At 35.4% G+C, this 25,562-nt stretch carries 16 protein-coding genes and 1 tRNA gene; 12 read left to right on the plus strand and 5 right to left on the minus strand.

The features are described 5' to 3' along the window. Positions 1 to 175: 175 nt before the first annotated feature. Positions 176 to 1,564 (minus strand): dihydrolipoyl dehydrogenase, encoded by a 1,389-nt coding sequence (gene lpdA / locus IEV50_RS08500; protein WP_188413062.1) that lies wholly within the window; start codon positions 1,562 to 1,564, stop codon positions 176 to 178. Between the two features lie 805 nt (positions 1,565 to 2,369). Here lpdA and IEV50_RS08505 point away from each other — a divergent pair. Continuing rightward, positions 2,370 to 5,765: a TonB-dependent receptor gene (locus tag IEV50_RS08505; RefSeq protein WP_188413064.1), complete on the plus strand. Its 3,396-nt coding sequence runs from the start codon at positions 2,370 to 2,372 to the stop codon at positions 5,763 to 5,765. A 308-nt stretch (positions 5,766 to 6,073) separates the two neighbouring features. After that, positions 6,074 to 6,277 (plus strand): DUF2683 family protein, encoded by a 204-nt coding sequence (locus tag IEV50_RS08510; RefSeq protein WP_188413066.1) that lies wholly within the window; start codon positions 6,074 to 6,076, stop codon positions 6,275 to 6,277. 101 nt (positions 6,278 to 6,378) lie between these two features. Here the strand turns inward: IEV50_RS08510 and IEV50_RS08515 are convergent, their stop codons facing one another. Continuing rightward, a complete protein-coding gene (locus tag IEV50_RS08515) occupies positions 6,379 to 7,560 on the minus strand; it encodes an AIR synthase related protein (protein WP_188413068.1) in 1,182 nt (393 codons plus the stop codon). Between the two features lie 634 nt (positions 7,561 to 8,194). Then, the gene (locus tag IEV50_RS08520; RefSeq protein ID WP_188413070.1) at positions 8,195 to 10,369 is read right to left on the minus strand and encodes a glutamine synthetase III family protein; all 2,175 of its coding nucleotides are present in this window, start codon (positions 10,367 to 10,369) and stop codon (positions 8,195 to 8,197) included. Between the two features lie 202 nt (positions 10,370 to 10,571). On the opposite strand from IEV50_RS08520, the gene IEV50_RS08525 reads away from it, so the two are divergent. Next, positions 10,572 to 11,405, plus strand: coding sequence for an energy transducer TonB (locus IEV50_RS08525; RefSeq protein ID WP_188413072.1), 834 nt, complete (start codon positions 10,572 to 10,574; stop codon positions 11,403 to 11,405). A gap of 142 nt (positions 11,406 to 11,547) precedes the next feature. On the opposite strand, the gene purL is transcribed toward IEV50_RS08525, so the two are convergent. Further along, entirely contained in the window at positions 11,548 to 15,225 is a 3,678-nt protein-coding gene (gene purL / locus IEV50_RS08530; RefSeq protein WP_188413074.1) for a phosphoribosylformylglycinamidine synthase, read from the minus strand. Positions 15,226 to 15,464: 239 nt separating this feature from the next. Between purL and gloA2 the strand changes: the two genes are divergently transcribed. The 5 genes from gloA2 (at position 15,465) to fbp (ending at position 18,504) form a co-directional block, all read left to right on the plus strand. Continuing rightward, on the plus strand, positions 15,465 to 15,848 hold the full coding sequence (gloA2, locus tag IEV50_RS08535) for an SMU1112c/YaeR family gloxylase I-like metalloprotein (RefSeq protein WP_188413076.1): 384 nt from the start codon (positions 15,465 to 15,467) through the stop codon (positions 15,846 to 15,848). Continuing rightward, the gene (locus tag IEV50_RS08540) at positions 15,838 to 16,047 is read left to right on the plus strand and encodes a hypothetical protein (protein ID WP_188413078.1); all 210 of its coding nucleotides are present in this window, start codon (positions 15,838 to 15,840) and stop codon (positions 16,045 to 16,047) included. The genes gloA2 and IEV50_RS08540 overlap by 11 nt, the downstream gene beginning before the upstream one ends. A 163-nt stretch (positions 16,048 to 16,210) precedes the next feature. Beyond that, positions 16,211 to 16,861, plus strand: coding sequence for a tRNA1(Val) (adenine(37)-N6)-methyltransferase (locus tag IEV50_RS08545; RefSeq protein ID WP_188413080.1), 651 nt, complete (start codon positions 16,211 to 16,213; stop codon positions 16,859 to 16,861). Between the two features lie 52 nt (positions 16,862 to 16,913). Beyond that, positions 16,914 to 17,405, plus strand: a complete 492-nt coding sequence (locus tag IEV50_RS08550) for a metallophosphoesterase family protein (RefSeq protein WP_188413082.1) — start codon at positions 16,914 to 16,916, stop codon at positions 17,403 to 17,405. A gap of 19 nt (positions 17,406 to 17,424) precedes the next feature. After that, entirely contained in the window at positions 17,425 to 18,504 is a 1,080-nt protein-coding gene (fbp, locus tag IEV50_RS08555) for a class 1 fructose-bisphosphatase (RefSeq protein ID WP_188413084.1), read from the plus strand. Between the two features lie 2 nt (positions 18,505 to 18,506). Here the strand turns inward: fbp and rnhA are convergent, their stop codons facing one another. Next, entirely contained in the window at positions 18,507 to 18,980 is a 474-nt protein-coding gene (gene rnhA / locus IEV50_RS08560) for a ribonuclease HI (RefSeq protein ID WP_188413085.1), read from the minus strand. A 175-nt stretch (positions 18,981 to 19,155) separates the two neighbouring features. Between rnhA and IEV50_RS08565 the strand changes: the two genes are divergently transcribed. From IEV50_RS08565 to IEV50_RS08580, 4 genes are all read left to right on the plus strand, one after another. Further along, positions 19,156 to 19,229, plus strand: a tRNA-His gene (locus IEV50_RS08565). Positions 19,230 to 19,889: 660 nt separating this feature from the next. After that, complete coding sequence (locus IEV50_RS08570) at positions 19,890 to 20,480, plus strand: RNA polymerase sigma factor (RefSeq protein ID WP_188413088.1); 591 nt, start codon at positions 19,890 to 19,892, stop codon at positions 20,478 to 20,480. 126 nt (positions 20,481 to 20,606) lie between these two features. After that, on the plus strand, positions 20,607 to 21,779 hold the full coding sequence (locus IEV50_RS08575) for a FecR family protein (RefSeq protein WP_188413090.1): 1,173 nt from the start codon (positions 20,607 to 20,609) through the stop codon (positions 21,777 to 21,779). Positions 21,780 to 21,934: 155 nt separating this feature from the next. Next, complete coding sequence (locus IEV50_RS08580) at positions 21,935 to 25,558, plus strand: SusC/RagA family TonB-linked outer membrane protein (protein ID WP_188413092.1); 3,624 nt, start codon at positions 21,935 to 21,937, stop codon at positions 25,556 to 25,558. The last annotated feature ends 4 nt before the right edge of the window (positions 25,559 to 25,562 follow it).

A 25,562-nucleotide genomic window follows, 5' to 3' on the forward strand; every position in this document is an offset into this window, starting at 1 on the left:
GTATCAAGTATTTAGTATCAAGTATTTAGTATCGAGTATCAAGTACTAGTATCAAGATTTGAATCGGTTAAAAATAAGAAAACCCTTTAGAACTAACTAAAGGGTTTCTATAAAGGTGTTTAATGTTTTAGTTTTATTTTTTTAGCTTTTAGCTTTAGCCTTTTACCTTGAGACCTTACAAATGTATCACTTCTCCGTAAGCATCAGCGGCAGCTTCCATAATGGCTTCGCTCATGGTTGGATGTGGATGTACAGATTTTATCATCTCATGTCCTGTTGTTTCTAATTTACGAGCAACAACAATTTCGGCAATCATTTCTGTAACGTTAGTGCCAATCATGTGTGCGCCTAACAATTCTCCGTATTTAGCATCAAAAATAAGTTTTACGAAACCATCTTTTGCGCCGGCAGCACTTGCTTTACCTGATGCTGAAAATGGAAACTTGCCAATTTTTAACTCGTAACCAGCTGCTTTTGCTGCTTTTTCTGTATAACCAACTGAAGCTATTTCTGGTGTGCAATACGTACATCCTGGAATGTTGTTATAATCTAATGGCTCAACATGCTGACCAGCAATTTTCTCTACACAAATAATTCCTTCTGCTGATGCAACGTGAGCTAGTGCTTGTCCGCCAACTGCATCACCAATAGCATAATAGCCTTTTACAGATGTATTATAGAATTCATCCGTAACAATTTTACCTTTTTCTGTTTTGATACCAGTTTCTTCTAAACCGATGTTTTCGATGTTGGCAACAATACCAGCTGCAGATAGAACAATATCCGCTTCGATAGTTTGCATGCCAGAAGCCGTTTTAACAGAAACTTTACAGCCTGAGCCACTGGTGTCGACTGCTTCGACAGAAGCAGAAGTCATTACATCAATACCAACTTTTTTAAGGCTACGCAGTAATTGTTTAGAAACATCTTCATCTTCAACAGGAACAACATTATCCATAAATTCAACAATGGTTACTTTTGTTCCCATCGTTGCGTAAAAATATGCAAATTCTACTCCAATAGCACCTGAACCTACAACAACCATACTTTTTGGTTGTTCAGGTAGAACCATTGCCTGGCGGTAACCTATAATTTTTTTGCCATCCTGTTTGAGGTTAGGCAATTCTCTTGAGCGAGCACCTGTAGCAATAATGATGTTTTTGGCTGTTAATTCTTGTTGAGAACCATCAGCACCTTTAACTTCTAATTTGTTTCCCGGTTTAAGCTTACCAGTACCCATAATGACGTCAATTTTATTTTTTTTCATTAAAAATTGAACACCCTTACTCATACCATCTGCAACGCCTCGGCTACGTTTTACTACGGCAGCAAAATCAGCAGTTGCAGCTGTGGTTGTAATTCCGTAATCAGCTGCATGATTAATGTATTCGAAAACCTGAGCACTTTTTAAAAGTGCTTTAGTAGGGATACATCCCCAATTTAAACAAATACCACCCAATGATTCACGCTCAACAATTGCAACTTTTAGTCCTAATTGTGAGGCTCTGATTGCAGCTACATAACCACCTGGGCCGCTGCCTAAAACAATAACATCGTAATTCATCTATTTGTATTTTTTGTTTTTATCTGTTATATGGAGCCTACCATAAAATAATCATTTATCGGATATTTATACTATGATTTAATTATGGATGGTTCCTATCTTTTCTAAAGAGATTTGCTTTTTAATTGTTTTATTTATTGTAATCTCCGGGTAAAAGAAGGCTCTGAAAACAGGTAATCCTCGCTTAAATATTAACTATTTCGGCATTACATTTATTAGAAAGACGAGTTTCTAATAATCATCAAAACTAAAAAAAAAATGTTAAACGGTGCAGTCAATTTGAATCATAGGATGTTTATGCATTATAAATTTACAAAGCAATCATATATTATAAATAGCCAGCAAATTTTCTTAAGAATTTTTTAATATGTACATGCTTGATAAACAGTAATAAAGCAATAATAATATAGAATAATTCAGAATTTAGTTTCAGGATTTGATAATCTTCAGTTGGATTGCCTAATACCGCATTTAGATTTAGCTTTTGTTGTTTTTTAAGGTTTCTTTTGAAAAAAACATAATTGTTAGGATGTGTTTTTAGTAAAATTTTAAGTTTGAATAAATTTTACTGCGTTAATTATAGCAATTTGTAGCATTTCTTAGTGATAATTTATTTGTAAAGGCAAAGTATTGATAAACTGAAAGTTAATAGACTGAAAAACTATGTTAATTGTTGAAAAGTTTTGTAAGACTTAACGATAATTTAACATTGAATGTTAAAATGTGTTAAAAATTAATAATTACATTTGCGGCATAAAATCTTTTCGATTTATTATTCAAAAAAAACAAATTTAAAAATCAAAGTATGAAGAAATCTTTACTTTTAAGATTATTACTTGTTATTGTGGCTTTTGTGGGGATTACTTTAAGTGTTCATGCACAGGTAACAACCTCATCAATGACAGGAACCATTAAGGATGACAAGGGGGCTTTGCCTGGTGCGAGTATCAAAGCTACGCACACGCCCACAGGTACAGTTTACACCGTATCAACCAATAATGATGGTCGTTTTACAATTGGTGGTATGCGTGTTGGTGGACCATACACCGTTGAGATTAGTTTCGTTGGTTACAAACCATCAAAATTAACTGAGGTTTATCTGAAATTAGGAGAGCCTTATGTGGTTAATACTACATTAGTTGATAATAGCTCAACCTTGGCTGAAGTTAAAATTGTTGGACAAGGAGCAAATGCTATTTTGAATTCTAACAAGAATGGTACTTCAACCGTAATCAATAAAGCACAAATTCAGAGTTTGCCAACGATTACGCGTAGTGTTAATGATTTAACCCGTTTAACACCTCAGGCAAATGGTACTTCAATTGGAGGTGGTAATTACCGCTCGAATAATTTTACTGTAGATGGTGCTAACTTCAACAACCAGTTTGGTATTGGCGGTAACATTCCTGCGGGTGGTTCACCGATTTCGATTGATGCATTGGAGCAAATTTCCATAAACGTAACTCCTTATGATGCTCGTCAAACTGGTTTTACCGGTGGTTCTGTTTCTGCTGTAACACGTTCTGGTACGAATTCTTTTTCTGGTAACGCTTTTTACACCATGCGTGGTGAAGATAATCAAGGGAAAAGAATTGGTGAAAGCTTTAGATTAGGTACACTTCAAAAATTAGACGAGAAAAATTATGGATTTAGTTTAGGTGGTCCAATAATTAAGGATAAATTATTTTTCTTCGTAAACTATGAGAAGAAACTGACAACTTCACCAGGGACGCAACGTATTGCTTCGAATGCATTAAATCCTTACAATATTGCAAATCCGAATGTTGTTCAAGCTTCTGAATCATTTTTGAATCAAGTTAGCTCTTATTTGTTAAGTAGATATAACTATTCAACTGGTCCTTATCAAGGTTATTCAAATGTTAGCGATAACGAAAAAATGTTTGCCCGTTTAGATTGGAATATTAATAAAAATCACCGTTTTAGTGTTCGTTATAACCAAGTTGAAAGTAAGTCTCCCGCTTCTGCAAGTACATCAACTAGTGGATCACCGATCGGTTCTATAACAGGTTTAGCTTATGCTAACGCCAGATCTGGTACCGCTAGAAATGCTGGTTTACCATTCTTCAATTCAAACTATTATCAAGCTGCTAACTTATATTCAGGCGTAGCGGAGTTAAACTCAAACTTTGGAAGTAAGATTACAAATGTTTTAAGAGCAACATATTCACACCAGAATGATCCTCGTACAACAGATGGAAGTCCATTTCCTTTAGTTGATATTTTAGATGGTACACCAACTAGTAACGCAAATTTAGGAAGTGTTTTAACTACATTTGGTTATGAGCCATTCTCATATGGTAACTTGAGAGATGTAACAAGTTATACCTATAGCGATGATTTAAGTTTAGCATTAGGTAAGCATAATATCACTTTAGGAGTACAGGCTGAATACAGTACAACCAAAAATGGTTTCCAACGCTTTGGAACTGGTTTTTATACCTTTAGAACTTGGAATGATTTTATAACAAACCAAAGACCAGCACAATATACAGTGACATATCCATTGACTGCTGATGGTTCTCAGGCTTTTCCAAGTTTTAAGTTTGCACAATACTCTGCCTATTTACAGGATGAGTTTACAGTAAGCGATCGTTTAAAATTTACTGCGGGTTTACGTGTTGAACAGGCAAGTTACCCAGATGTAACTGAAGTAAGAACACATCCTTTAGTTGCTGGTTTAAATTTTGCAGGACAAAAAATTGATACTGGTGTTTTACCAGAGAATAAAGTGTCATTCTCCCCGCGTTTCGGATTTAACTGGGATGTAATGGGCGATCGTTCGTTTCAAGTTCGTGGTGGGTCTGGTATTTTTACTGGTCGTATTCCATTTGTATGGATTGTTTCTCAATCAGGAGATGCAGGTTTAATTCAATATACTCAAAGTTATGTTGGAAATGCCGCTCCGTTCTTCAATCCGTCAATTGCACCACAATTAACTACAGCAGCACCACCCGCAGGAAGTTCAATTCCATCTTCAGGAATAAGTGTTATGTCTCCAACTTTAAAATTCCCTCAAACCTGGAAATCTAGTTTAGCCTTTGATTTTAAGTTGCCATTTGGAATTGTTGGAACATTAGAAGGTATATATGGACGTGATCTGAATGTAGCTTTTGCTAGAAATTTAAATCTTGCAAATCCTAATATTCAGATTTCTGGATATGGCGATACAAGGTTATTCTATCCTATTAGCAATTCAGACAAATATTATAACCCAATCAATGCAGCAGGTTTACCAGTTGCACAAGGAACTCCAAGTGGAGGAGCTAACGGTACGGTTACAGGTTTTAACGCTATCCAAATGGATAATGTAAAAGGTGGTTATAACTGGATGGCTACTGCTCAATTGACAAAACAGTTCTCTAATGGAATTGCAGCTATGATTGCTTATACTCGTTCGGATCAACGTAATTATGGAGATCAAGGTGGTGATCAATTAGGTAATTTATGGTCATTGCCTCAAACATCTGGTAATCCAAATAATCCGACATTGAGTTACTCAAGCAATTTAAATCCAGATAGAGTAATCGCAAACGTTTCATATAGAAAAGCATACTTTGGAAATTTAGCTACTTCATTCTCATTGTTTTATGAAGGTGCCCAACAAGGTAGATTCTCTTATACATACAATGGTGATTTTAATCGTGATGGTGTATCAGGTAATGATTTAATTTATATTCCTAATCCAGGAGAATTGACAGCAGCTTCTTTCGTAGCTATTCCTGCTGGAACAGCTAATTATGCAAGAGCATATAGTGCTCAAGAGCAGGCTGATATATTTGAATCATATGTTAATCAGGATAAATACTTAAGCAAAAACAGAGGTAAATTTGCTGAGCGTAATGGTGGTACTTCACCTTGGAGAAATCAATTCGACTTCAGGTTAACTCAAGAGGTTTTTAAAGACTTCGGTAAAACTAAAAATTCATTTCAATTCACTGTCGATATTTTTAATGTAGGTAATTTATTAAACCGTAAATGGGGTAATGTTAACTTCGTGAACAATGCATCTATCCTAGTACCTCAAAATGTTACAGGAACTAATGCAATTAGTGCAACAAATAGACCTACATTCAGAGTTGCAAATGCATCAAGTGATATTGTTAGAGAAACTTTTGGTACATCTCAAACAACAGCTTCTACTTATTACATGCAGTTTGGTGTTCGTTATAATTTTAACTAATACATTAAATTTAATATAGTTGAAAGTCCCGATGAAAATCGGGACTTTTTTTGTTAAGAAAATTATAGCGTGTTCCTTAAATCTGTAAAAATTATATCAATGGATACAAAAAAGCCGTGCAGACTTCGAAATCTGCATGGCTTTATTATTTTTAGTCTAATTAATTATAAGTAAAACTTCCTTTTTCGCCTTCTATAGTCACCTGTTTTTTATCGCTTTTTTCTACACGGCCAATGATTTGAGCATCAGTATTAAAGCTTTTAGAAGTTAATGAATTATTATTTAGATTTGTATTTAAATTTATGAATATGACGATTGCAACGATAGAAATACCTGATAAAAAGGCAACCCTAATTAAACAATTGCTAAAAGAATTGGGCGTTAAAATAACTGAAGAAAAAATAGAAAAGAGTCCTTATGATCCTAAATTTATTGCAAAAATAAAAAAAGGTGATGAGGATATTAAGCAAGGGCGTACGAAAAAAATTCCCATTGCCGATTTATGGAAATAGAATATATCCAACAAGCACAGAGTTATTTATATAGTTACTGAGGAAATAATTTATATCGAATTTCTAAAAGGACATTATTGATCCGATACATTATTTTCTTTCTAATTATAAACAAAAGTTCCCTTTTCGCTTTCTATCGTCACCTGTTTTTTGTCGCTTTTTTCTACGCGGCCAATGATTTGAGCATCAATATTAAAGCTTCTAGCAATTTCAATGATGTTTGCTGCAATTTCCTGAGGTACATATAATTCCATTCTATGGCCCATGTTAAATACCTTATACATTTCTTTCCAATCCGTTCCTGATTCTTCCTGTATCAGTTTAAATAATGGTGGAACAGGGAATAGGTTATCTTTTATAACGTGGATATCATCATTAACGAAGTGCAGCACTTTGGTTTGAGCACCACCGCTACAATGAACGATGCCATCTATTTGACTGCGATAACTTTCTAATATTTTTTTAATAACCGGTGCATAAGTACGGGTAGGAGATAAGACTAATTTGCCGATAGTTGTTGTTCCAAAACCATCAATGTTTATTTCATCTGTCAGATTTTTATTGCCTGAGAAAACTAAATCAAAAGGAACTGCAGGGTCAAAACTTTCTGGGTAATTGTTTGCTACAGTTTTGTTAAATACATCATGACGGGCAGAGGTTAATCCGTTAGAACCCATTCCTCCATTGTATTCAGTTTCGTAAGTTGCTTGTCCGTAGGATGCCAGACCAACAACAACATTGCCTGGTTTAATATTATCGTTACTAATGATTTCTGATCGCTTTAAACGACAGGTTACCGTAGAATCAACAATAATGGTTCTAACTAAATCGCCAACATCGGCAGTTTCGCCACCGGTTGAATAAATGGATATGCCCTGTTCCCTTAAGTCGGCCAAAATTTCTTCGGTTCCATTAATGATTTCTGCTAAAACTTCGCCTGGAATCAAATTTTTGTTTCTACCAATTGTTGAAGAAAGCAATATATTATCAGTCGCACCAACACAGATTAAATCGTCGAGGTTCATGATAATAGCATCTTGTGCAATGCCTTTCCAAACAGAAATATCATTGGTTTCTTTCCAATATACATAAGCCAAGGATGATTTGGTACCTGCACCATCAGCATGCATAATATTGCAATAGGCTTCATCACCACCTAAAATATCAGGGATGATTTTACAAAATGCTTTTGGGAAAATTCCTTTGTCGATATTTTTGATGGCATTGTGCACATCTTCTTTTGAGGCAGAAACGCCACGTTGATTGTACCTGTTATCACTCATGTTGGCGCAAAGATAAAGGAAAAAGTCCGGAGTTCGAAGACTGAATTCAGATGTTTTAATTTCTCCTGTAAATTGAAAAATTGGTGAAAATGTAAGATGGAAAATGGAATTAGAAATGCTTTAAGCTTACGATATAATATTTAAAGACTACTAAAACATTTATTTTGACATAATCTTAGTAATCCTATTTATATTAAAATATATACCATATTATAACATTTAAGTTGTCATAATCTTAAAATCATGTCATCTTATAAATTCTATTCTTTATTACCACATCAGATACCTAAGTATAATAGCTTTATAAAGGCTTTGCCATACTAATTGCATTAAGATTCCCAATTAAATTGGGAATGACGACCCGTTCATGGTTGGTGTTTTAAACGTTTTGCCAAACTTAACATTCTATTCGGTTGGCATTTGTATATGAGGAATATGTCCTGAAAATATAATCTTTACCATATAAGATTCTGTAATGGCATTTAAGTTATTTTAAAATCCTATCCTTTTCCAAATTCTAAAGCACTTAATTCTTGGGGCATTTATCTTAAAATCCTATAATCCTAAAAATCTTAATAAAAAAGGGCGTAAAGTTTTCACCTTACGCCCTCTGCTTAAAACCTTTCGGCTTAGCTTATTTCATGAACAACAATTCTCTGAATTTTGGTAATGGCCAAACGCTGTCGTCAACAATTTGCTCTAATTTATCTGCATGGTAGCGAATAACTTCGAAGTATGTTTTAACTTTCTCATCGTAAGCAATTGCTTTTTCACGAGTATCTTCGATTTTGTTGGTTAATTTACGTTCTTCTAACATCGCATCGATATTTGATTTAACAATTTCTAAATGCTCAGAAACTTTCTTCACAATATCTATAGATACTTTGCTATCAATACCGATTTCTTTCAATCCTTTAACGTTTGTAATTAAAGCATTTTGGTAAGCAATTGCAGCAGGGATTATTGCAGTGTTTGCAACTTCGCCCATTACACGTGCTTCAATCTGAAGTTTTTTGTAGAAGTTTTCTAACATGATTTCATGACGGGCATGAATTTCACGTTTGCTGTAAATACCTGTAGAATTAAATAACTCTGCTGATTTATCAGATAAGTAAGCATCTAATGCTTTAGGTGTGGTTTTGATGTTTGATAAACCACGAGCTAAAGCCTCATCTTCCCACTCCTGGCTGTAACCGTTACCTTCGAAGCGAATTGCTTTCGATTCTTTAATGTATTTTTTAATTACAGTTAGTAAAGCGATATCTTTTTTATCACCTTTCTTAATTAATTTATCAACTTCAGTTTTAAATTTAACCAATTGCTCAGCCATGATTGCATTTAAGATGGTCATTGGTGCTGAAGAATTTGCGGAAGAACCAACAGCCCTTAACTCAAATTTATTACCTGTAAAAGCAAAAGGAGATGTACGGTTACGGTCTGTATTATCCAACAGAATTTGTGGAATTTTAGGAATACCCAACCAAAGTGCATTATCTTCTTTAATTTTTTTACTGATGCGTGAGTGCTCAATCTCATCTAATACATCGTTTAATTGAGAACCAAGGAAGATGGAGATGATTGCGGGTGGCGCTTCATTAGCACCTAAGCGGTGATCGTTGCTTACCGATGCAATACTTGCACGTAATAAATCTGCATGTTCGCTAACCGCTTTAATTGTGTTTACAAAGAAAGCAAGGAACATTAAGTTGTTTTTAGGCGTTTTACCTGGTGCTAATAAGTTTTTACCTGTATCGGTAATTAGCGACCAGTTGTTGTGTTTACCTGATCCGTTTATACCAGCATAAGGTTTTTCATGCAATAAAACACGGAAATGGTGACGACGAGCAACTTTCTCCATCAAATCCATCAATAATTGATTGTGATCGATGGCTAAGTTGATTTCTTCGTAAATAGGTGCACACTCAAATTGAGAAGGAGCAACCTCGTTATGGCGGGTTTTTAAAGGAATACCAAGTTTTAAAGCTTCGTTTTCAAAATCTACCATATAACTGAATACACGTTCAGGAATTGAACCGAAATAATGATCTTCTAATTGCTGCCCTTTAGCAGACATGTGTCCGAATAAAGTACGGCCTGTTAATAATAAATCAGGACGAGCATTAAATAAAGACTCATCAACCAAAAAGTATTCTTGTTCGATACCTAAAGAAGCATTTACTTTAGTAATACTTTTATCAAAATATTGACAAACATCAACAGCGGCTTTATCAAGCGCAGCTAATGCTTTTAACAAAGGTGCTTTATAATCCAAGGCTTCACCGGTATAAGATACAAAAACTGTAGGGATACAAAGTGTTTTACCAGCTTTGCTTTCCATGATGAAAGCAGGAGATGAAGGATCCCATGCAGTGTAACCACGAGCTTCGAAGGTATTACGAATACCACCATTTGGGAAACTTGATGCATCCGGCTCTTGTTGAACTAGAGCACTTCCTGCAAATTTCTCGATGGCACCGTCGCCACTTGGCTCAAAAAATGAATCATGCTTTTCTGCAGTTGTACCTGTTAGAGGCTGGAACCAATGTGTATAATGTGTAGCGCCTGCACTCATTGCCCAAGCTTTCATAGCTGTTGCAATCTGATTTGCGTCATCCGTATTAATTAACTCACCCTGGTTGATGGATGATATTAACTTCTCATACACGTCTTTAGATAAGAAATCTCTCATTTTTCTCTTATCAAATACATTAGCGCCAAAAAAGTCAGAAATTTTTGCTGATGGTGATTTAACTTCTGGTGAAATTCTGTTTTGAGCCTCTTTTAATGCGATGGTTCTTAAGCTTTTCATTAATTTGTTATGTTTTTTGTCAAAAATAGCATATTTTCTTAATTTTTATCAAATAATTCATTTAAATAATTAAAAATTATTGAAAATGAAATATAAAAATGTTTTCGAGATGAAAAATTTCATTTTTGATAAAGAATATAGATTTTTTAAAGTTTTATGGAATTATTTAAATTTTTACATCATGAAATAAAACTTAAAAGCTATGTTTAATTCTTCATTTAATCTTTACAAAACCGAGTGGCTCGATCTTGTATTTTCAGGCAGAAATAAAAATTATGGTGCCTATGTGTTAAGGATGCAATCATCATCTATATTGACAAAATCATTATTTATAGCAAGTAGCTTTTTTGTGCTGCTGTTTGTAAGTCCTATGGTTTATATTATGTTGTTTCCTAAAGAAATTGAAATAACTGTTGTTTCAAAAAGTGTCGATTTAACGGATGTTATTCATGAAATGAAAAAGCCTGATGAACCAAAAAAAGCAGAGCCAGAAAAAGCTGAGCCTATTAAAGTTAAAACAATTGCTGTTCCTTCAAAAATAATTGTAACAAACGATGCGGTTTTGCTACCGCCAACTATGGCTGATGTGAAAGATGCGGTAATCAGCTCGGTAACACAAGATGGTATTGTTAGTCCTAATGCTATAGTAACCGATAATAAAGATAATGGTTCGGGTGTGGCTAAAGATGGTGTAGGGAATGGAGAAGATAAGGAGATTTACATCACTGGCGGCGTTGATGAATATCCTGAATTTGAAGGTGGAATGAAAGCCTGGGCAAAATACATGGAACGTAATCTAAAATATCCATACAGAGCTCAGGAAGAAGGCGTGCAGGGCAAGGTTTTTGTAAGCTTTGTAGTAGAGAAAGATGGCTCGATAACTGATGTACAGGTTTTAAAAGGCATAGGTTTTGGCTGTGATGAAGAAGCCATCAAAGTGATTAAGAAATCGCCATTATGGAAAGCAGGGAGAAATAAGGGTAATCCCGTACGTGTGAGGTATAATATACCAATAAATTTTACGCTTGCCAATTAGTATAGGTAAGATGGGTGAGGGAGGATGGAAGATGTAAGATGTAAGATGGTGGATGGAAGAAGGTAAGATGGAAGATGGGTTTTTTTCCATTTCTCATCATCCATTTTACATCCATTTTACATCCATTTCCCATCTTACAGCCTTAAATTTTTTCAATCCATTTTCTGGCATTAACAAATGCTTCCATCCATGGCGAAACTTCATCTTTACGTCCTTTTGGATAATTTGCCCAGTGCCATTGGAATAAAGAGCGTTCAATATGGGGCATCATAACCAAATGGCGACCAGTTGTATCACACATCATCGCTGTATTGTAATCAGAACCATTCGGGCTTGCCGGATAATTTTCATAAGCATATTTAGCAACAATACTATATTTATCTTCAGAATAAGGTAAACTGAATCGACCTTCACCATGTGATACCCAAACACCTAAAGTGCTGCCCGCTAAAGTGGAAAGCATTACCGAATTATTTTCTGCAACTGTTAAAGAAGTAAAAACACTTTCGTGTTTATGGCTTTCGTTATGAAGCATTTTTGGCTTTTCTTCGTGTTCTTTATTAATTAAACCGAGCTCAACAAATAACTGGCAACCGTTACAAACGCCAACAGAAAGGGTATCTGGACGGGCAAAGAAGTTTTCTAAAGAAATTCTCGCTTTTTCGTTATACATAAATGCACCAGCCCAACCTTTTGCCGAACCTAAAACATCAGAGTTTGAGAAACCGCCAACGGCACCGATAAACTGAATATCCTCAAGTGTTTCTCTTCCCGAGATTAAATCTGTCATGTGTACATCCTTAACATCGAAACCTGCAAGAAACATTGCGTTTGCCAATTCTCGTTCAGAATTACTTCCTTTTTCGCGAATTATTGCCGCTTTAGGTTTTGGTTTACTATTATCAATAATTGGTTTTTTCCCATCAAACTGTTTAGGGAAATTGTATTTAAGTGGCTGATTTTTATAATTATCAAAACGTTCTTTAGCTTTAACAGGGCCGCTCTGCTTTTTATCTAATAAATACGAAGTTTTAAACCAAACATCACGTAAATGATCAATCTCAAAACTGAAATTATCTGTAGAATTTTTAATTTCTAACGTTGATTTTGAAGTTACTTCACCAATTTTGAAATACTCAACATTGTTTGAAGATAATGTAGATTCGACACTTGAATCTGCCTGGAAAACCAAAGCAATATTTTCAGCAAATAGCAGTTTAATAATGTCTTCTTCGCCCAAAGCAGATAAATTTAATGCCGCACCTAAATTATTATCTGCAAAACACATTTCTAACAGTGTTGTAATCAAACCACCGCTACCGATATCGTGTCCTGCCTGTATTTTATCTTCTTTTATTAACTGTTGAATGGTGTTGAAAGCATTTTTCAATTTAGCAGCATCCTTAACATCGGGGGTTTCTGTTCCCACTTTATTTAAAATCTGTGCAAATGATGAACCACCCAATTTATAACTATCATTAGACAGATTGATGTAATAAATCGAGCCGCCATCTTTTTGAAGCACAGGCTCAACCACTTTAGTAATGTCATTGCAATTTCCGCCTGCAGAAATAATAACTGTTCCGGGAGCAATTACATCGCCATCTTTGTATTTCTGTTTCATCGAAAGCGAATCTTTTCCTGTTGGAATATTGATTCCTAATTCAATTGCAAAATCAGAGCAAGCCTTAACAGCTTCGTACAATCTAGCATCTTCGCCTTCATTTTTACAAGCCCACATCCAGTTGGCAGAAAGAGAAACACTTTTTAATCCATCTTTAAGTGGTGCCCAAACGATATTTGAAAGCGATTCTGCAATTGCAATTCTACTTCCTGCGGCAGGATCAATCAAAGCTGAAACCGGTGCATGACCAACTGAAGTTGCGATACCTTCTTTGCCTAGAAAATCTAAAGCCATTACGCCGCAGTTATTTAAAGGTAATTGTAAGGGGCCGGCGGTTTGTTGTTTGGCAACACGGCCACCAACGCAACGATCTACTTTGTTTGTTAGCCAATCTTTTGATGCTACTGCTTCTAGCTGAAGCACTTGATTTAAATATTCGTTAATTTTTTCTGCCTGGTAAGTTAAAGCCTCGTATGTTCTATCCAGCTTTTTATCTTCCATTACAACTTTCGGCGAACTGCCAAACATATCTTTCAATTCGAAATCCATTGGTTTTAAACCTGTAGTTTCCGATTTGAAAGTAAAACGATGATTAGCAGTTACTTTTCCAACGGTGTACATTGGTGAGCGTTCGCGGTCGGCTATTTTTTGGAGTGTTTCGATGTGATCGTTACCAATAACCAAGCCCATACGTTCTTGCGATTCGTTTCCGATAATTTCCTTTGCGGAAAGGGTAGGGTCGCCAACGGGCAGTTTATCTAAATTGATTAAACCACCGGTTTCTTCAACAAGTTCTGAAAGGCAGTTTAAATGGCCTCCAGCCCCATGGTCATGTATTGAAACTATAAAATTCTCTTCACTTTCTACCATTCCGCGAACGGCATTGGCCGCTCTTTTTTGCATTTCAGGATTAGAGCGTTGAATTGCATTTAACTCGATTCCCGATCCGTGCTGACCAGTATCGGCAGATGAAACTGCTGCACCGCCCATCCCGATTCTATAATTTTCGCCACCAAGAATTACAATGTTATCGCCTTCTTTCGGTTTGTGTTTTTGAGCCTGACTTGCTTTGCCGTAACCAATACCTCCGGCAAGCATGATCACTTTATCGAAACCCAGCTTACGAGATGTCATGCTGAGCTTGTCGAAGTGTTCATGTTCGAAAGTTAAAACTGAACCTGTAATTAATGGTTGACCGAATTTATTTCCAAAATCTGTAGCACCGTTTGATGCTTTGATTAAAATATCCATAGGTGTTTGATAGAGCCATTTCCGCTCTTCAACACCTTTCTCCCATGGGCGATTTTCTTCCAAGCGAGATAATGCTGTCATGTAAACCGCAGTTCCTGCCAAAGGTAAAGAGCCTTGTCCGCCGGCTAGCCTATCTCTAATTTCTCCACCAGAACCAGTTGCAGCACCATTAAAAGGCTCAACTGTGGTTGGGAAGTTGTGTGTTTCGGCTTTTAATGAAATTACAGATTCAAAATTGCTTGTGCTGTAATAATCAGGTTCATCGGCACGTTTTGGTGCAAATTGCTGTACAACAGGGCCCTTAATAAAAGCTACATTATCTTTATATGCGGAAACAATATCATTCGGGTTTTCTTCGGATGTTTTACGAATTAACTTAAATAATGATGAAGGTTGTTCAACACCATCGATAACAAATTTTCCGTTAAAAATTTTATGTCGGCAATGTTCTGAATTTACTTGAGAGAAACCGAAAACTTCTGAATCGGTTAATGGTCTTTCTAATTTTTTTGCTAATGAAACTAAATATTCTACCTCTTCATCACTTAATGAAAGTCCTTCTTGTTTGTTGTATGCGGCAATATCTGTAATCTCTAAAATTGACTCTGGCTTTATATTAATAGTATAAACATTTTGAGTAATCTCGCTGTACTTCTGCGAAAGCATTGGGTCGTAATCCGAAAAATCTCCAGCTACCTTCTTAAATTCTTCTATTCTGATGATGCCCTGAACATCCATGTTTTGCGTAATCTCTACTGCGTTAGTGCTCCATGGGGTTATCATTGCAGCTCTAGGACCAATAAAAAAACCGCTTAACGCAGTTTCATTTTGTAATTTGGCACCGCCGAATAACCATTCTAATTTTGTAACATCAGTTGATGATATGGCTTGGTCTGTTTGCAATACAAAAACCGTGTCGGATTGACTTAGGAAGAAATGAATCATGCTTTTTTTTTGAAGCTGCAAATTTAGGTTTTTTTAATTTAATGAGTGAAGGAATGAGTGATTGAATGAGAGAATTTTGAATAATTGAAAATAGTTTAATTGTTGGATTGCTCAATTGTATAATGCTAATTGAATTGCCTAATTGTTTTATGGTTTTGTGCTTCAATATTTATAAAATTTGTCATTCAATAATTCATATTTTATGCAACTTTGTCCTCATTCAACAATTCATTCATTAAATGTTCAACCGTATTCACCATATCGCAATTATTTGTTCAGATTATGAAAAATCAAAAGATTTTTATGTTAACAAGTTAGGGTTTAAAATTTTAAGTGAATTTTTTCGTAAAGAAAGGAAATCTTACAAATTGGATTTAGCTGTTAATGATTTATATCAAATTGAGCTTTTTTCCTTTGAAAACCCGCCTGAAAGGCCTTCAAGACCTGAAGCCCAGGGTTTACGACATTTAGCTTTCGAAGTTGATGATATTGATAAAGAAATTGATAAATTGAATGGATATGGGATTATAACAGAGCCCATTAGGATTGATGAATTAACCGAAAAGCGCTTTACCTTTTTTGCCGACCCTGATGGTTTACCATTAGAGCTGTATGAGAAATAAAGCACTTAAAAGAAAAGTAGCCAACAATTTTGTTGTTGGCTACTTAGATACCGATCGAGTATTTACTGTTTTCACAATTCAAAGACCGGTAAAAACGCGGTACATTCAAATTGCTTTAACAAACATAACGCATCAAAATCAGGATGGAAAACAAACGTTTGTTAAAATTATTAACAGCCTGCAATTAAACTTTGATTGATGTTAATTTTAAAATATAATTACTTTATAATCAGTTATTTGCTGTTTTTTTTTATTGTGGATAACATTTTGAGTTTTACTATTTTTAGTTTCTGGTAACCGTGATAAATAAAAAAAATATATTTAAGTTTAAACATTTTGAGGTTGATCAAACCAATTGCGCCATGAAGATTAATACCGATGGTGTTATTTTGGCTGCAATTGTACATCAGGATGAGCCTAAAAATATATTAGATATTGGCACAGGAACAGGTGTTATAGCATTAATGCTGGCTCAACGTTTTGCATCTGCCCAAGTTGAGGCCGTTGAAATAGATGAACAGGCATCTACTACTGCTTTAAGAAATTTTAAGTTATCGGTTTTCAGCAACCGATTATCGGTTAAAAATATAGCTATAGAACAATTTCAACATGCGAATAAGTATGATTTAATTGTCTCCAATCCACCATTTTTTGTAAATGATTTAAAAAATGAAGAGAAACGTAAAGGGATTGCCAGGCATGCAGATGAAGATTTTTTTTCTATTCTAATAAAAAAATCAATTTCCATGTTAAGTGATGCTGGTAAAATTTGGTTAATCTTGCCTGTAAAGCAAGCAAATGAGGTTATCGAAATTGCCACTGCCTCAGGTATAAATTTGGTAGAAAAAGTTCATATTCACTCTGATAAAAGCAAAAAAGAATTCAGGCAGATAATTTGTTTCTCTAAAGAGCAGGTAAATTTTAAGGAGTATGATTTTTTTATATATGAATCTTTAAAGGTGCATACTGAAGCTTATAAAAACTTATTAAAAGATTTTTTCTTAGCTTATTAATCAGCTAATAGCAAAACATAATTTTGATTTTTACAATACAACATAATATTAAATGAAGCGGATTGGACTAATATCTGATACCCATGGTTTTTTGGATGAAGCTGTTTTTAAACACTTCGATAATTGCGACGAAATTTGGCACGCAGGCGATTTTGGAGAAAATGTTGCAGCGCCTTTAGCAGCCTTTAAGCCATTAAAGGGTGTTTATGGAAATATTGATGATAAAATCATCCGTTCCGAATATCCTGAACAGAATAGGTTTAGTTGCGAAGGCGTAAATGTATTAATGACTCATATTGGGGGTTATCCATGTAAATATTCAGCTTCAATAAAATCGGAAATATACACTAACCCGCCAAATCTTTTCATCACAGGACATTCGCATATTTTAAAAGTAATGTTTGATGAAAAGTTAAAATGTTTGCATATTAACCCCGGGGCAGCGGGTAAACAAGGCTGGCATAAAGTAAGAACTTTGGTTCGTTTTTGTATTACAGAAGAAAATATTCATACCTTAGAGGTTATAGAGTTATCAGGTAGATAACGTATAAAGTACACTAAGTATGGTATGTGGAGTAAAAACATTAGGACAGTTTATCATTGAAAAACAAGCAGATTTTCCTTATGCCAAAGGCGAATTATCAAGGCTTTTAAGAGATATTGCCATTGCAGCTAAAATTGTTAATCGCGAGGTTAACAAAGCTGGTTTAGTGGATATACTTGGCGATATTGGTACAACGAATATCCAAGGTGAAGAACAAAAAAAATTAGATGTTTATGCGAACGAGCAATTCATTGCTGCTTTAACTAGCGGTGGCGAATGTTGTATTGTGGCTACAGAAGAAGAAGATGAAATTATTCATATTGAATCGCCTGTATCTCAAAATGCAAAATATATTGTTTGTATCGATCCTTTAGATGGTTCTTCTAACACAGATGTTAATGTTGCAGTTGGTACTATTTTTTCTATTTATCGTCGCAAATCAATTGATGGTAAAGCAAGTTTAGATGATGTACTTCAAAAAGGAACTGAACAAGTTGCTGCAGGTTACATTATTTATGGTTCATCTACGATGTTGGTTTACACAACTGGTAAAGGTGTAAATGGGTTTACTTTAGATCCGTCCATAGGAGAATTTTGCTTATCTCATGCAGAGATGAAAATGCCTGAAATAGGTTTTATGTATTCTATAAATGAAGGTAATTATGTGCACTTTCCTGATGGAGTAAAAAAATATATAAAATATTGCCAGGTTGAAGATGATGCAACAAAACGCCCTTACACGTCTCGCTATATTGGCTCGATGGTTGGCGATATCCATAGAAATTTAATTAAAGGTGGTATTTATATTTACCCTACAACATCCAGATCGCCAAATGGTAAATTGAGATTATTATATGAGTGTAATCCGATGGCCTTTATAATTGAACAAGCAGGAGGTAAGGCTTCCACAGGTTTTGAACGTATTTTAGATATCAATCCTACAGAACTACATCAGCGTGTACCAATTTTTATAGGATCTAAAGCTATGGTTGAAAAAGCGGAAGAAATGATGCTTATTTATACAGGTAAGCCAAAACCTTTAAATGGCAAAGTTGAAGAGCAGCTAGAAAACTTAGGAATTATAGGCGGTATTGATTGATTTTACAATAAAGTTGGTTTGTTTCGTTCTACTTCAAAAAAAGTATCAATTGATAAGTTTTGTTTGTCTTGTGATGCTGCGACAGCTAGCCTATCACAACGTTCATTTTCAGGATGATCGTTGTGGCCTTTAATCCAAATAAATTTTACTTTGTGTAGTTTATATAATTCCAAAAATCTCAACCACAGGTCCTTGTTTTTTTTATCTTTAAAATTTTTTGTCACCCAACCGAAAACCCACTTTTTTTCAACTGCATCAACAACATATTTAGAATCAGAGTAAACTGTAACTTGCTGGTTCAGGCTTTTTAATGCTTCTAAACCTTTAATCACGGCAAGTAATTCCATACGGTTGTTGGTGGTCATTCTAAAACCGCCACTAAGTTCTTTTTCATGTTTACCCGATCGTAAAATTGTTCCGTACCCACCTGGGCCAGGGTTTCCGCTTGCTGCACCATCTGTATAAATCTCGATCATAAGGGTGTAAAGTTATGTTTTTAGGTTTAAAATAGTGGCTTTTGCCTCTTCTTTACAAATTATTTAAAATTCAAATAATTGAATAATAGCTAATTAAAATTAGTTGCCATTTGTTTATGAAAAAATATTTGCAGGAAATATTAAAAGTCGTACTTTTGTGATACTAAAAAATACGGTGGTTGTAGCTCAGTTGGTTAGAGTATTGGTTTGTGGTGCCGAGGGTCGTGGGTTCGAGCCCCATCAGCCACCCTTTATGGGACAAAGACATTTTCGAATGGATTTGTCCTTTTTTTTTGCTCGTAACTATTTATTTTTTAAATAGATAAGCTTCATCGCCAAGTTCTTGTAGGGTGTTCGATACATAGCACCATAGGCCACTTTTTCAGGAAGTAACATCTCTACTAGGTATCTTTTGCCCTCAACGATGGCTTTTTCATAAAATCCGTCCAATAAACGTAGGCTATTAATTGCCTCTTTTGCAATGGGCTTAAGTCAATTAACGTCGAATTTTCCACATTTAGATCACGTAATCGTGATTCAAGTCTGGATATTTTCTCATTGCATTCTTCTTCTGTCGCTCTATAGTCTACAGCATCGATGTCATGAAAATCAAAAAGCAGATTGGCTATCTGTTCAGGGAACAGTTGAATACCTTGATCGATCCGAAACCAATAACAGAGAAGAAAAAGCCAGCAAAAAAACCGAAAATTTGTAAATCAATATCACCTTCCCAAATTAAAACTAGTAAGAGGAAGGAACATGAGAAAGCAAGATCCATGTAAACAGGCAGGTAATTGCTTGATGGGTACTCATACTTCATCATCAGATGGGGCCAACTGGGAATCTGAATAATTATAGCTATTATTGGCACTGGTTTTTGTATATTTAAAATTAGGATATAATTAAAAAATGGCAGTTAACCCACTTCCTAATGAAGCAGAAATTCTAGCTAGAATAGCAAAAGGGGAACAAAATGCATTTACGATTCTATTTAGAAATTATGAACGCTATGTCTATCAATATGGAAGTAAGCTCACACATTCTGAAACGCTTGCATTGGAAATTGTTCAGGATATTTTTCTTAAAATATGGCTTGGTAGGGAAAAGCTAGCCAAAGTTCAAAATTTCGGCGCATACCTTAATCGTTTAGTTAGGAATCATTCTTTCAATGTGCTTCGTAAACTTGCTTTCGAGGCAAAGTCTAGTCTTAAAATTAAAAGGGATTTTGTGGAGAACGATAACTCGACCATGCTTCAATTGGATTACAACGAAACCGTTAGAATACTTCATGAGGCTTTGAATAACCTCCCTCCCCAGCAACGTATTGTGTATGATCTCTGCCATTTGGAGGGATTAAAATACGATGATGCTGCCCTAAAAATGAACATTTCACCTAAAACCGTTCATTCACACATGAAACAGGCACTTAAAAATATTAGGGAGCATTTTAGAAAGCATGCGGTTGCCTACCCCTTGTTTTTTGCGGTGTTGTTTAAATAATATCGTTGAATATCAAATAGTTAAAATTATTTCCTCTAAAAAAGATAAACTGACTGCCCCTTTCATCTAGAATCTTTGTCAATAGTATTATAAAGTTAAGTTAATCTTAAATCTAAGCTAATATTAATGACACTATCAAAAGAAAGACTTCAGGAGTTAGTCAAACTTCAATTTGAAAGAACAATATCGGCAGTTGAAAAGGAAGAGTTATTCAATTATGTTCTTGATCCACTGTACGCAGAAGAACTATTAGCCAAATTACCTGACGTTTTAAGCATTGATTTAACCGATGAAGATCTTAATGAAACGCAAAAGGAAAATGTGTTATCGTACATTTTCAAATATGGTCACATCAAGAAGACCATACCTTATCGTGCCAAATTTTGGCCTCGGATTATAGCTGCTGCTTCGGTTATATTGGTTGTTGGAATTGGTTTTTATTTCTATAGATCATACGATGAAAAAGAAAAACAAACCATTTATGCTTATGATGCAAATCCGGGCATTAATTCAGCTACCCTTACATTGGGAAATGGGCAAAAGATTTTACTAAGTAATGCGGCAACAGGAAAACTTGCAGAACAACAGGGAGTAATCATTACCAAATCACTAAAAGGCGAACTAATATATACCATCAAAAATGTTGGTACTGAAAGGCCAGAGTTTAATACTATGTCAACAGCGAATGGACAACAATACATTGTAAATCTACCAGATGGTTCTAAAGTCTGGCTTAATGCTGCATCATCGCTAACCTATCCTTCAACGTTCGCATCATTAAAAAAACGGTATGTAACTTTAAAAGGAGAAGGATATTTCGAGATTACAAAAGATAAAGCACACCCATTTGTAGTAAAAACAGATAATCAAACTGTTGAAGTGTTGGGAACTCATTTCAATATTAATTCTTATAAAGATGAACCTAATGTAAAAACTACCTTATTAGAAGGGGGTGTAAAGATAAAAAGTGGTTTACGAACAGAAATTCTTAATCCTGGTCAACAGGGGATTGTCAGTTTAGAAGAAAATAATATTGTGACAAAGCAGGCGGACATACAGGAAGTTTTAGCGTGGAAAAATGGCGACTTTATTTTTAATGGAGTAGATATCAAAAATATTATGTTTTCATTGTCGAGATGGTATGACGTAGAAATAAAATATGAGGGTACAGTTACCAAGGAACTTTATTATGGTAAAATATCGCGATCCAAAAATTTAAGTTCGGTTCTAAAAATGCTTCAAAAAGCAGGTGGAGCACACTTAAGAATTGAAGGAAGGAGGATAATTGTGATGCAATAATTTTACAAAAAATACTCCTACAAAAAAAAGCCAATCTGGCGCTAACCAGAATGACTTTGAATGGATGTCTTAAAAATTTATTCAACTATTTAAGAACCTCGTGTTACCTGTCTCTCTGGAAAAGTAAGGGTCTCACGATCAACCAAACTAAACAAATGTACAAATTTTACTATAAAAATTTTGTGCCGCCTCATGGCTGTACGAATAAAATTCTGTTGATTATGAAGCTAATTATGCTATTGTTGATCACAGCTATCTTACAGGTTAGTGCAAATTCGTTTGCGCAAAAAGTAACCTTGAATGAGAAGAATGCCCCATTGATAAAAGTGTTTAATGAAATAAGGTTGCAAACTGGCTATGATTTTCTATTTAGTGCCTCCACTTTAAAGGGAGCTCGGCCAGTTAATTTAAACTTGAAGGATGCCGAACTGAAAGATGTACTGGAAAAGATCTTTGATGCTCAGCCATTAAAATACTCTATTGAAGATAAATCTGTAGTCGTGTCTCCCAAGATTGAAACGTTGACAGAAAAGTTGTCTAGGGCTTTTATCACAGCAATTGTAGTTAAAGGTCGGGTAGTTGACTCAGCTGGTGCAGTAATAGGCGCTACAGTAAGATTGGAAGGCAACCAAAGTTTTATTACTATAACTGACGATTTTGGTGATTTTCGCTTTGTGAATGTTAGTGCAGGGGTATACAAATTGACCATTACTTCCATTGGCTATGAGAAGCAGGAAATAATATTCAATGCTTCAAATGCAGACATCAATGAACAGATTATTTTAAAAAGGGCACCTACTGTATTACAAACCGTGAATGTAGTTAATACAGGTTATCAGCAGATTTCTGCCGAGCGTATAACTGGCGCTTATGACAACATTAAAAAGGAGCAATTAGAAAAACCATCCGTTAACATTGCGTCACGATTAATTGGTACTACGGCAGGCATGCAGGTATCTTTAGATGTTAATGGGAGGCCAAACATTAAAGTACGTGGCCAATCAACACTGTTTGCCGGTTCGTTTAATGGCGGACCTAGTAACCAACCATTAGTTGTCGTAGATGGATTTCCGGTTAAAGGAGCTATTGATATCTATTCTACATTAAACCCAAACGATGTGGAAAGTATTGATATATTGAAGGATGCGGCTGCTTCTTCAGTTTGGGGTGCAAAGGCAGCCAATGGTGTAATTGTAATTACTACTAAAAAAGGGAAAAATAACAGTCCACTTAAGATTGAGTTTTCAGCATTTACCAGTTTAGCACGTAAAGTGGACGTAGATTACTTGACTGGTTTTGCGCCTTCTTCAGAAACAGTGGCTTATGAACAATTTGCCTTTCAGAAATGGGGAGCAAGAATATTAACAAACTCATATGCCAATAATTATTTTAAGCAAAACGAGGCGAGTATAAATCTTAACGAAAACTATCTGGGTTTTTTGTCAAGTGCACAGTTAGCCACTAATTTAAATCAGTTAGGCAGCCAAGATAACCGAAAGCAGATAACTGACGAGCTGTTAGCTAACCCGACCACCCATCAGTATAATTTAACCTTATCTGGAGGGGGTAAGAATATCAATAATTTGGTTTCTATACTTGCCGAGCAAGTACAATCAAATTTTCAGGGTACTAGCAATTATAGATATGCTGTAAATTATCGTGCATCGGCTAATATTTTCAAATGGCTTGATTTTAACTTGTCTTCAACTTTTCAGATCCAAAAAGCGACTACTAATGGGGTGGGTACTGGAGATATTCAGGGGATTTATCCTTATGAATTGCTAAAAAAACCCGATGGTTCTTTAACGGATGTTCACAAATATTATCAGCCCATATTAGATCGTTTTGTACCCCTATCGAAATTTCCATATTCATTTTCTTATAATCCGATACAAGAAATCAATGAACGTGATTTTTCGCAAAAAGACATGATAGGTCGCCTACAAGCTGGTTTAGTTTTCAAAATATTAAATGGATTAACTTATAATCCACAAATTCAATATGAAAATTTTAATATTATTGGTAAAATTTATCAAAGCGATAAAACGTTTAGAACAAGACAAAGAATTAACGAATCGGCATTCTGGAACTTACAGCCAACAGGTACTGTTTCGCCAAGCCTTCCCTTGGGAGGCACTTTAGATCAAAGCAGAACTACAACAGAAGCCTATAATTTTAGAAACCAAGTTAATTTTTCTCGCACCTTTGGCAACGATCATGAAATTAATGCCGTTGCTGGTACCGAAATCAGTAGATCGGTAGGCCAATCCTTTACCAACCCTACTACTTTTGGTTATAATGATAAGACTTTAACGGTAGGTACTTTTCCGTATGGCCCAGGAACTCCTCTGCCAGCTGTAAGCACCAATATTCAAGGATTTAATAGTTTTCAGTATACCAATAGTTTTAGTTATTCCGTTCAAAAATTTTATTCAGTGTTTGCTAATGCAGCCTATACGTATAAAGGTAAATATACCTTATCTGGCAGTTATCGCACCGATGCCTCCAATTTAATCGCAGCAGATCCTGAATATCGCTCTTCTCCATTTTTTTCAATGGGATTGAGATACAATATAATCGGTGAGAATTTTATGAAAAATATTTCCTGGCTAGATAGGCTAACTTTGCGTGCTACTTATGGGCGGACAGGGAACGTAGATAACTCGACCAGTCCATTTACGCTTCTTAATTTAGCAGGTACTCCAAACCAATATACCAATGCCTTTACCGCTACTGTTGCCAATCAGGGGAATCCGACGTTAACCTGGGAAAAAACTGCAACATTAAACCTGGGTTTAGATTATGCCGTACTAAACAACAGATTATATGGAAAAATTGATGTTTATCGGAAAAAGGGAACAGATCTTATTGCCCAAATCCCGGTTTCTTCCATAGTTGGTGCAACTACACAGAAATTTAATAATGCAGCCATGACCAATCGTGGGATAGAAATTACTTTGGGTACTTCTTTACCTATAAAGGGTGCTGATATTTCCTGGAACGGAAGTTTCAACGCTTCATATAACAGTAATAAAATTACACGACTTTTTAATACCAATTATCAGGCATTCAGTCTAGTAAATGGAGGCTCCGCATCTTATGTGGAAGGTTACAGTGCAACCACAGTTTGGGCTTATAAATACCTTGGTCTGGTTCTCCCAGGTTCTATTCCAGGTGGGCCAAATGCTCCAGCTGTACAAGGCCCATCAGGTCCCGCTAGTTTAACATCAGCTCCAGTTGGCGATGCAAGAGGATTCTTGGAAAGATTAGGACCACAGGATGCGCCCTACAATTTCGGTATGACAAACTCGTTCAAAGTTTATGATTTCAATTTGTCGTTTATTGTAACTGCAAGGGCTGGGGGCATATTCAGATCGCAATTTTTTAATTACCCAAGTTCAGGTCGTACAACACCTCCGAATAACCAATTGTCAAAAGTACTCAACGGAGACCCCAACCAAATTTTAACCTTACCAAGTAACCCTAATGATGCAACATTTAATAGCTGGATAACTTTTTACCCTTACTTGTCTTATAACTATGTTAGTTCCTCATTAATTCGCTTACAGGAACTTAATTTAAGCTACAATATCCCAGCTAAATTATTGAACAAGGTACATGTACGTGGTGCACAGCTTACCTTTCAAGGTAATAACTTATATACCTGGTTAGCTAATGATACGGGTATTGATCCAGATTACCCAACAAATCCTTTAACTGGTTTTGGTACGGTTAGACCAAGAGCGCAGTATACGTTTGGCATCAAATTTCAACTTTAATTCC

This window comes from Pedobacter mendelii (assembly GCF_014635725.1).
GTDB lineage: Bacteria > Bacteroidota > Bacteroidia > Sphingobacteriales > Sphingobacteriaceae > Pedobacter > Pedobacter mendelii.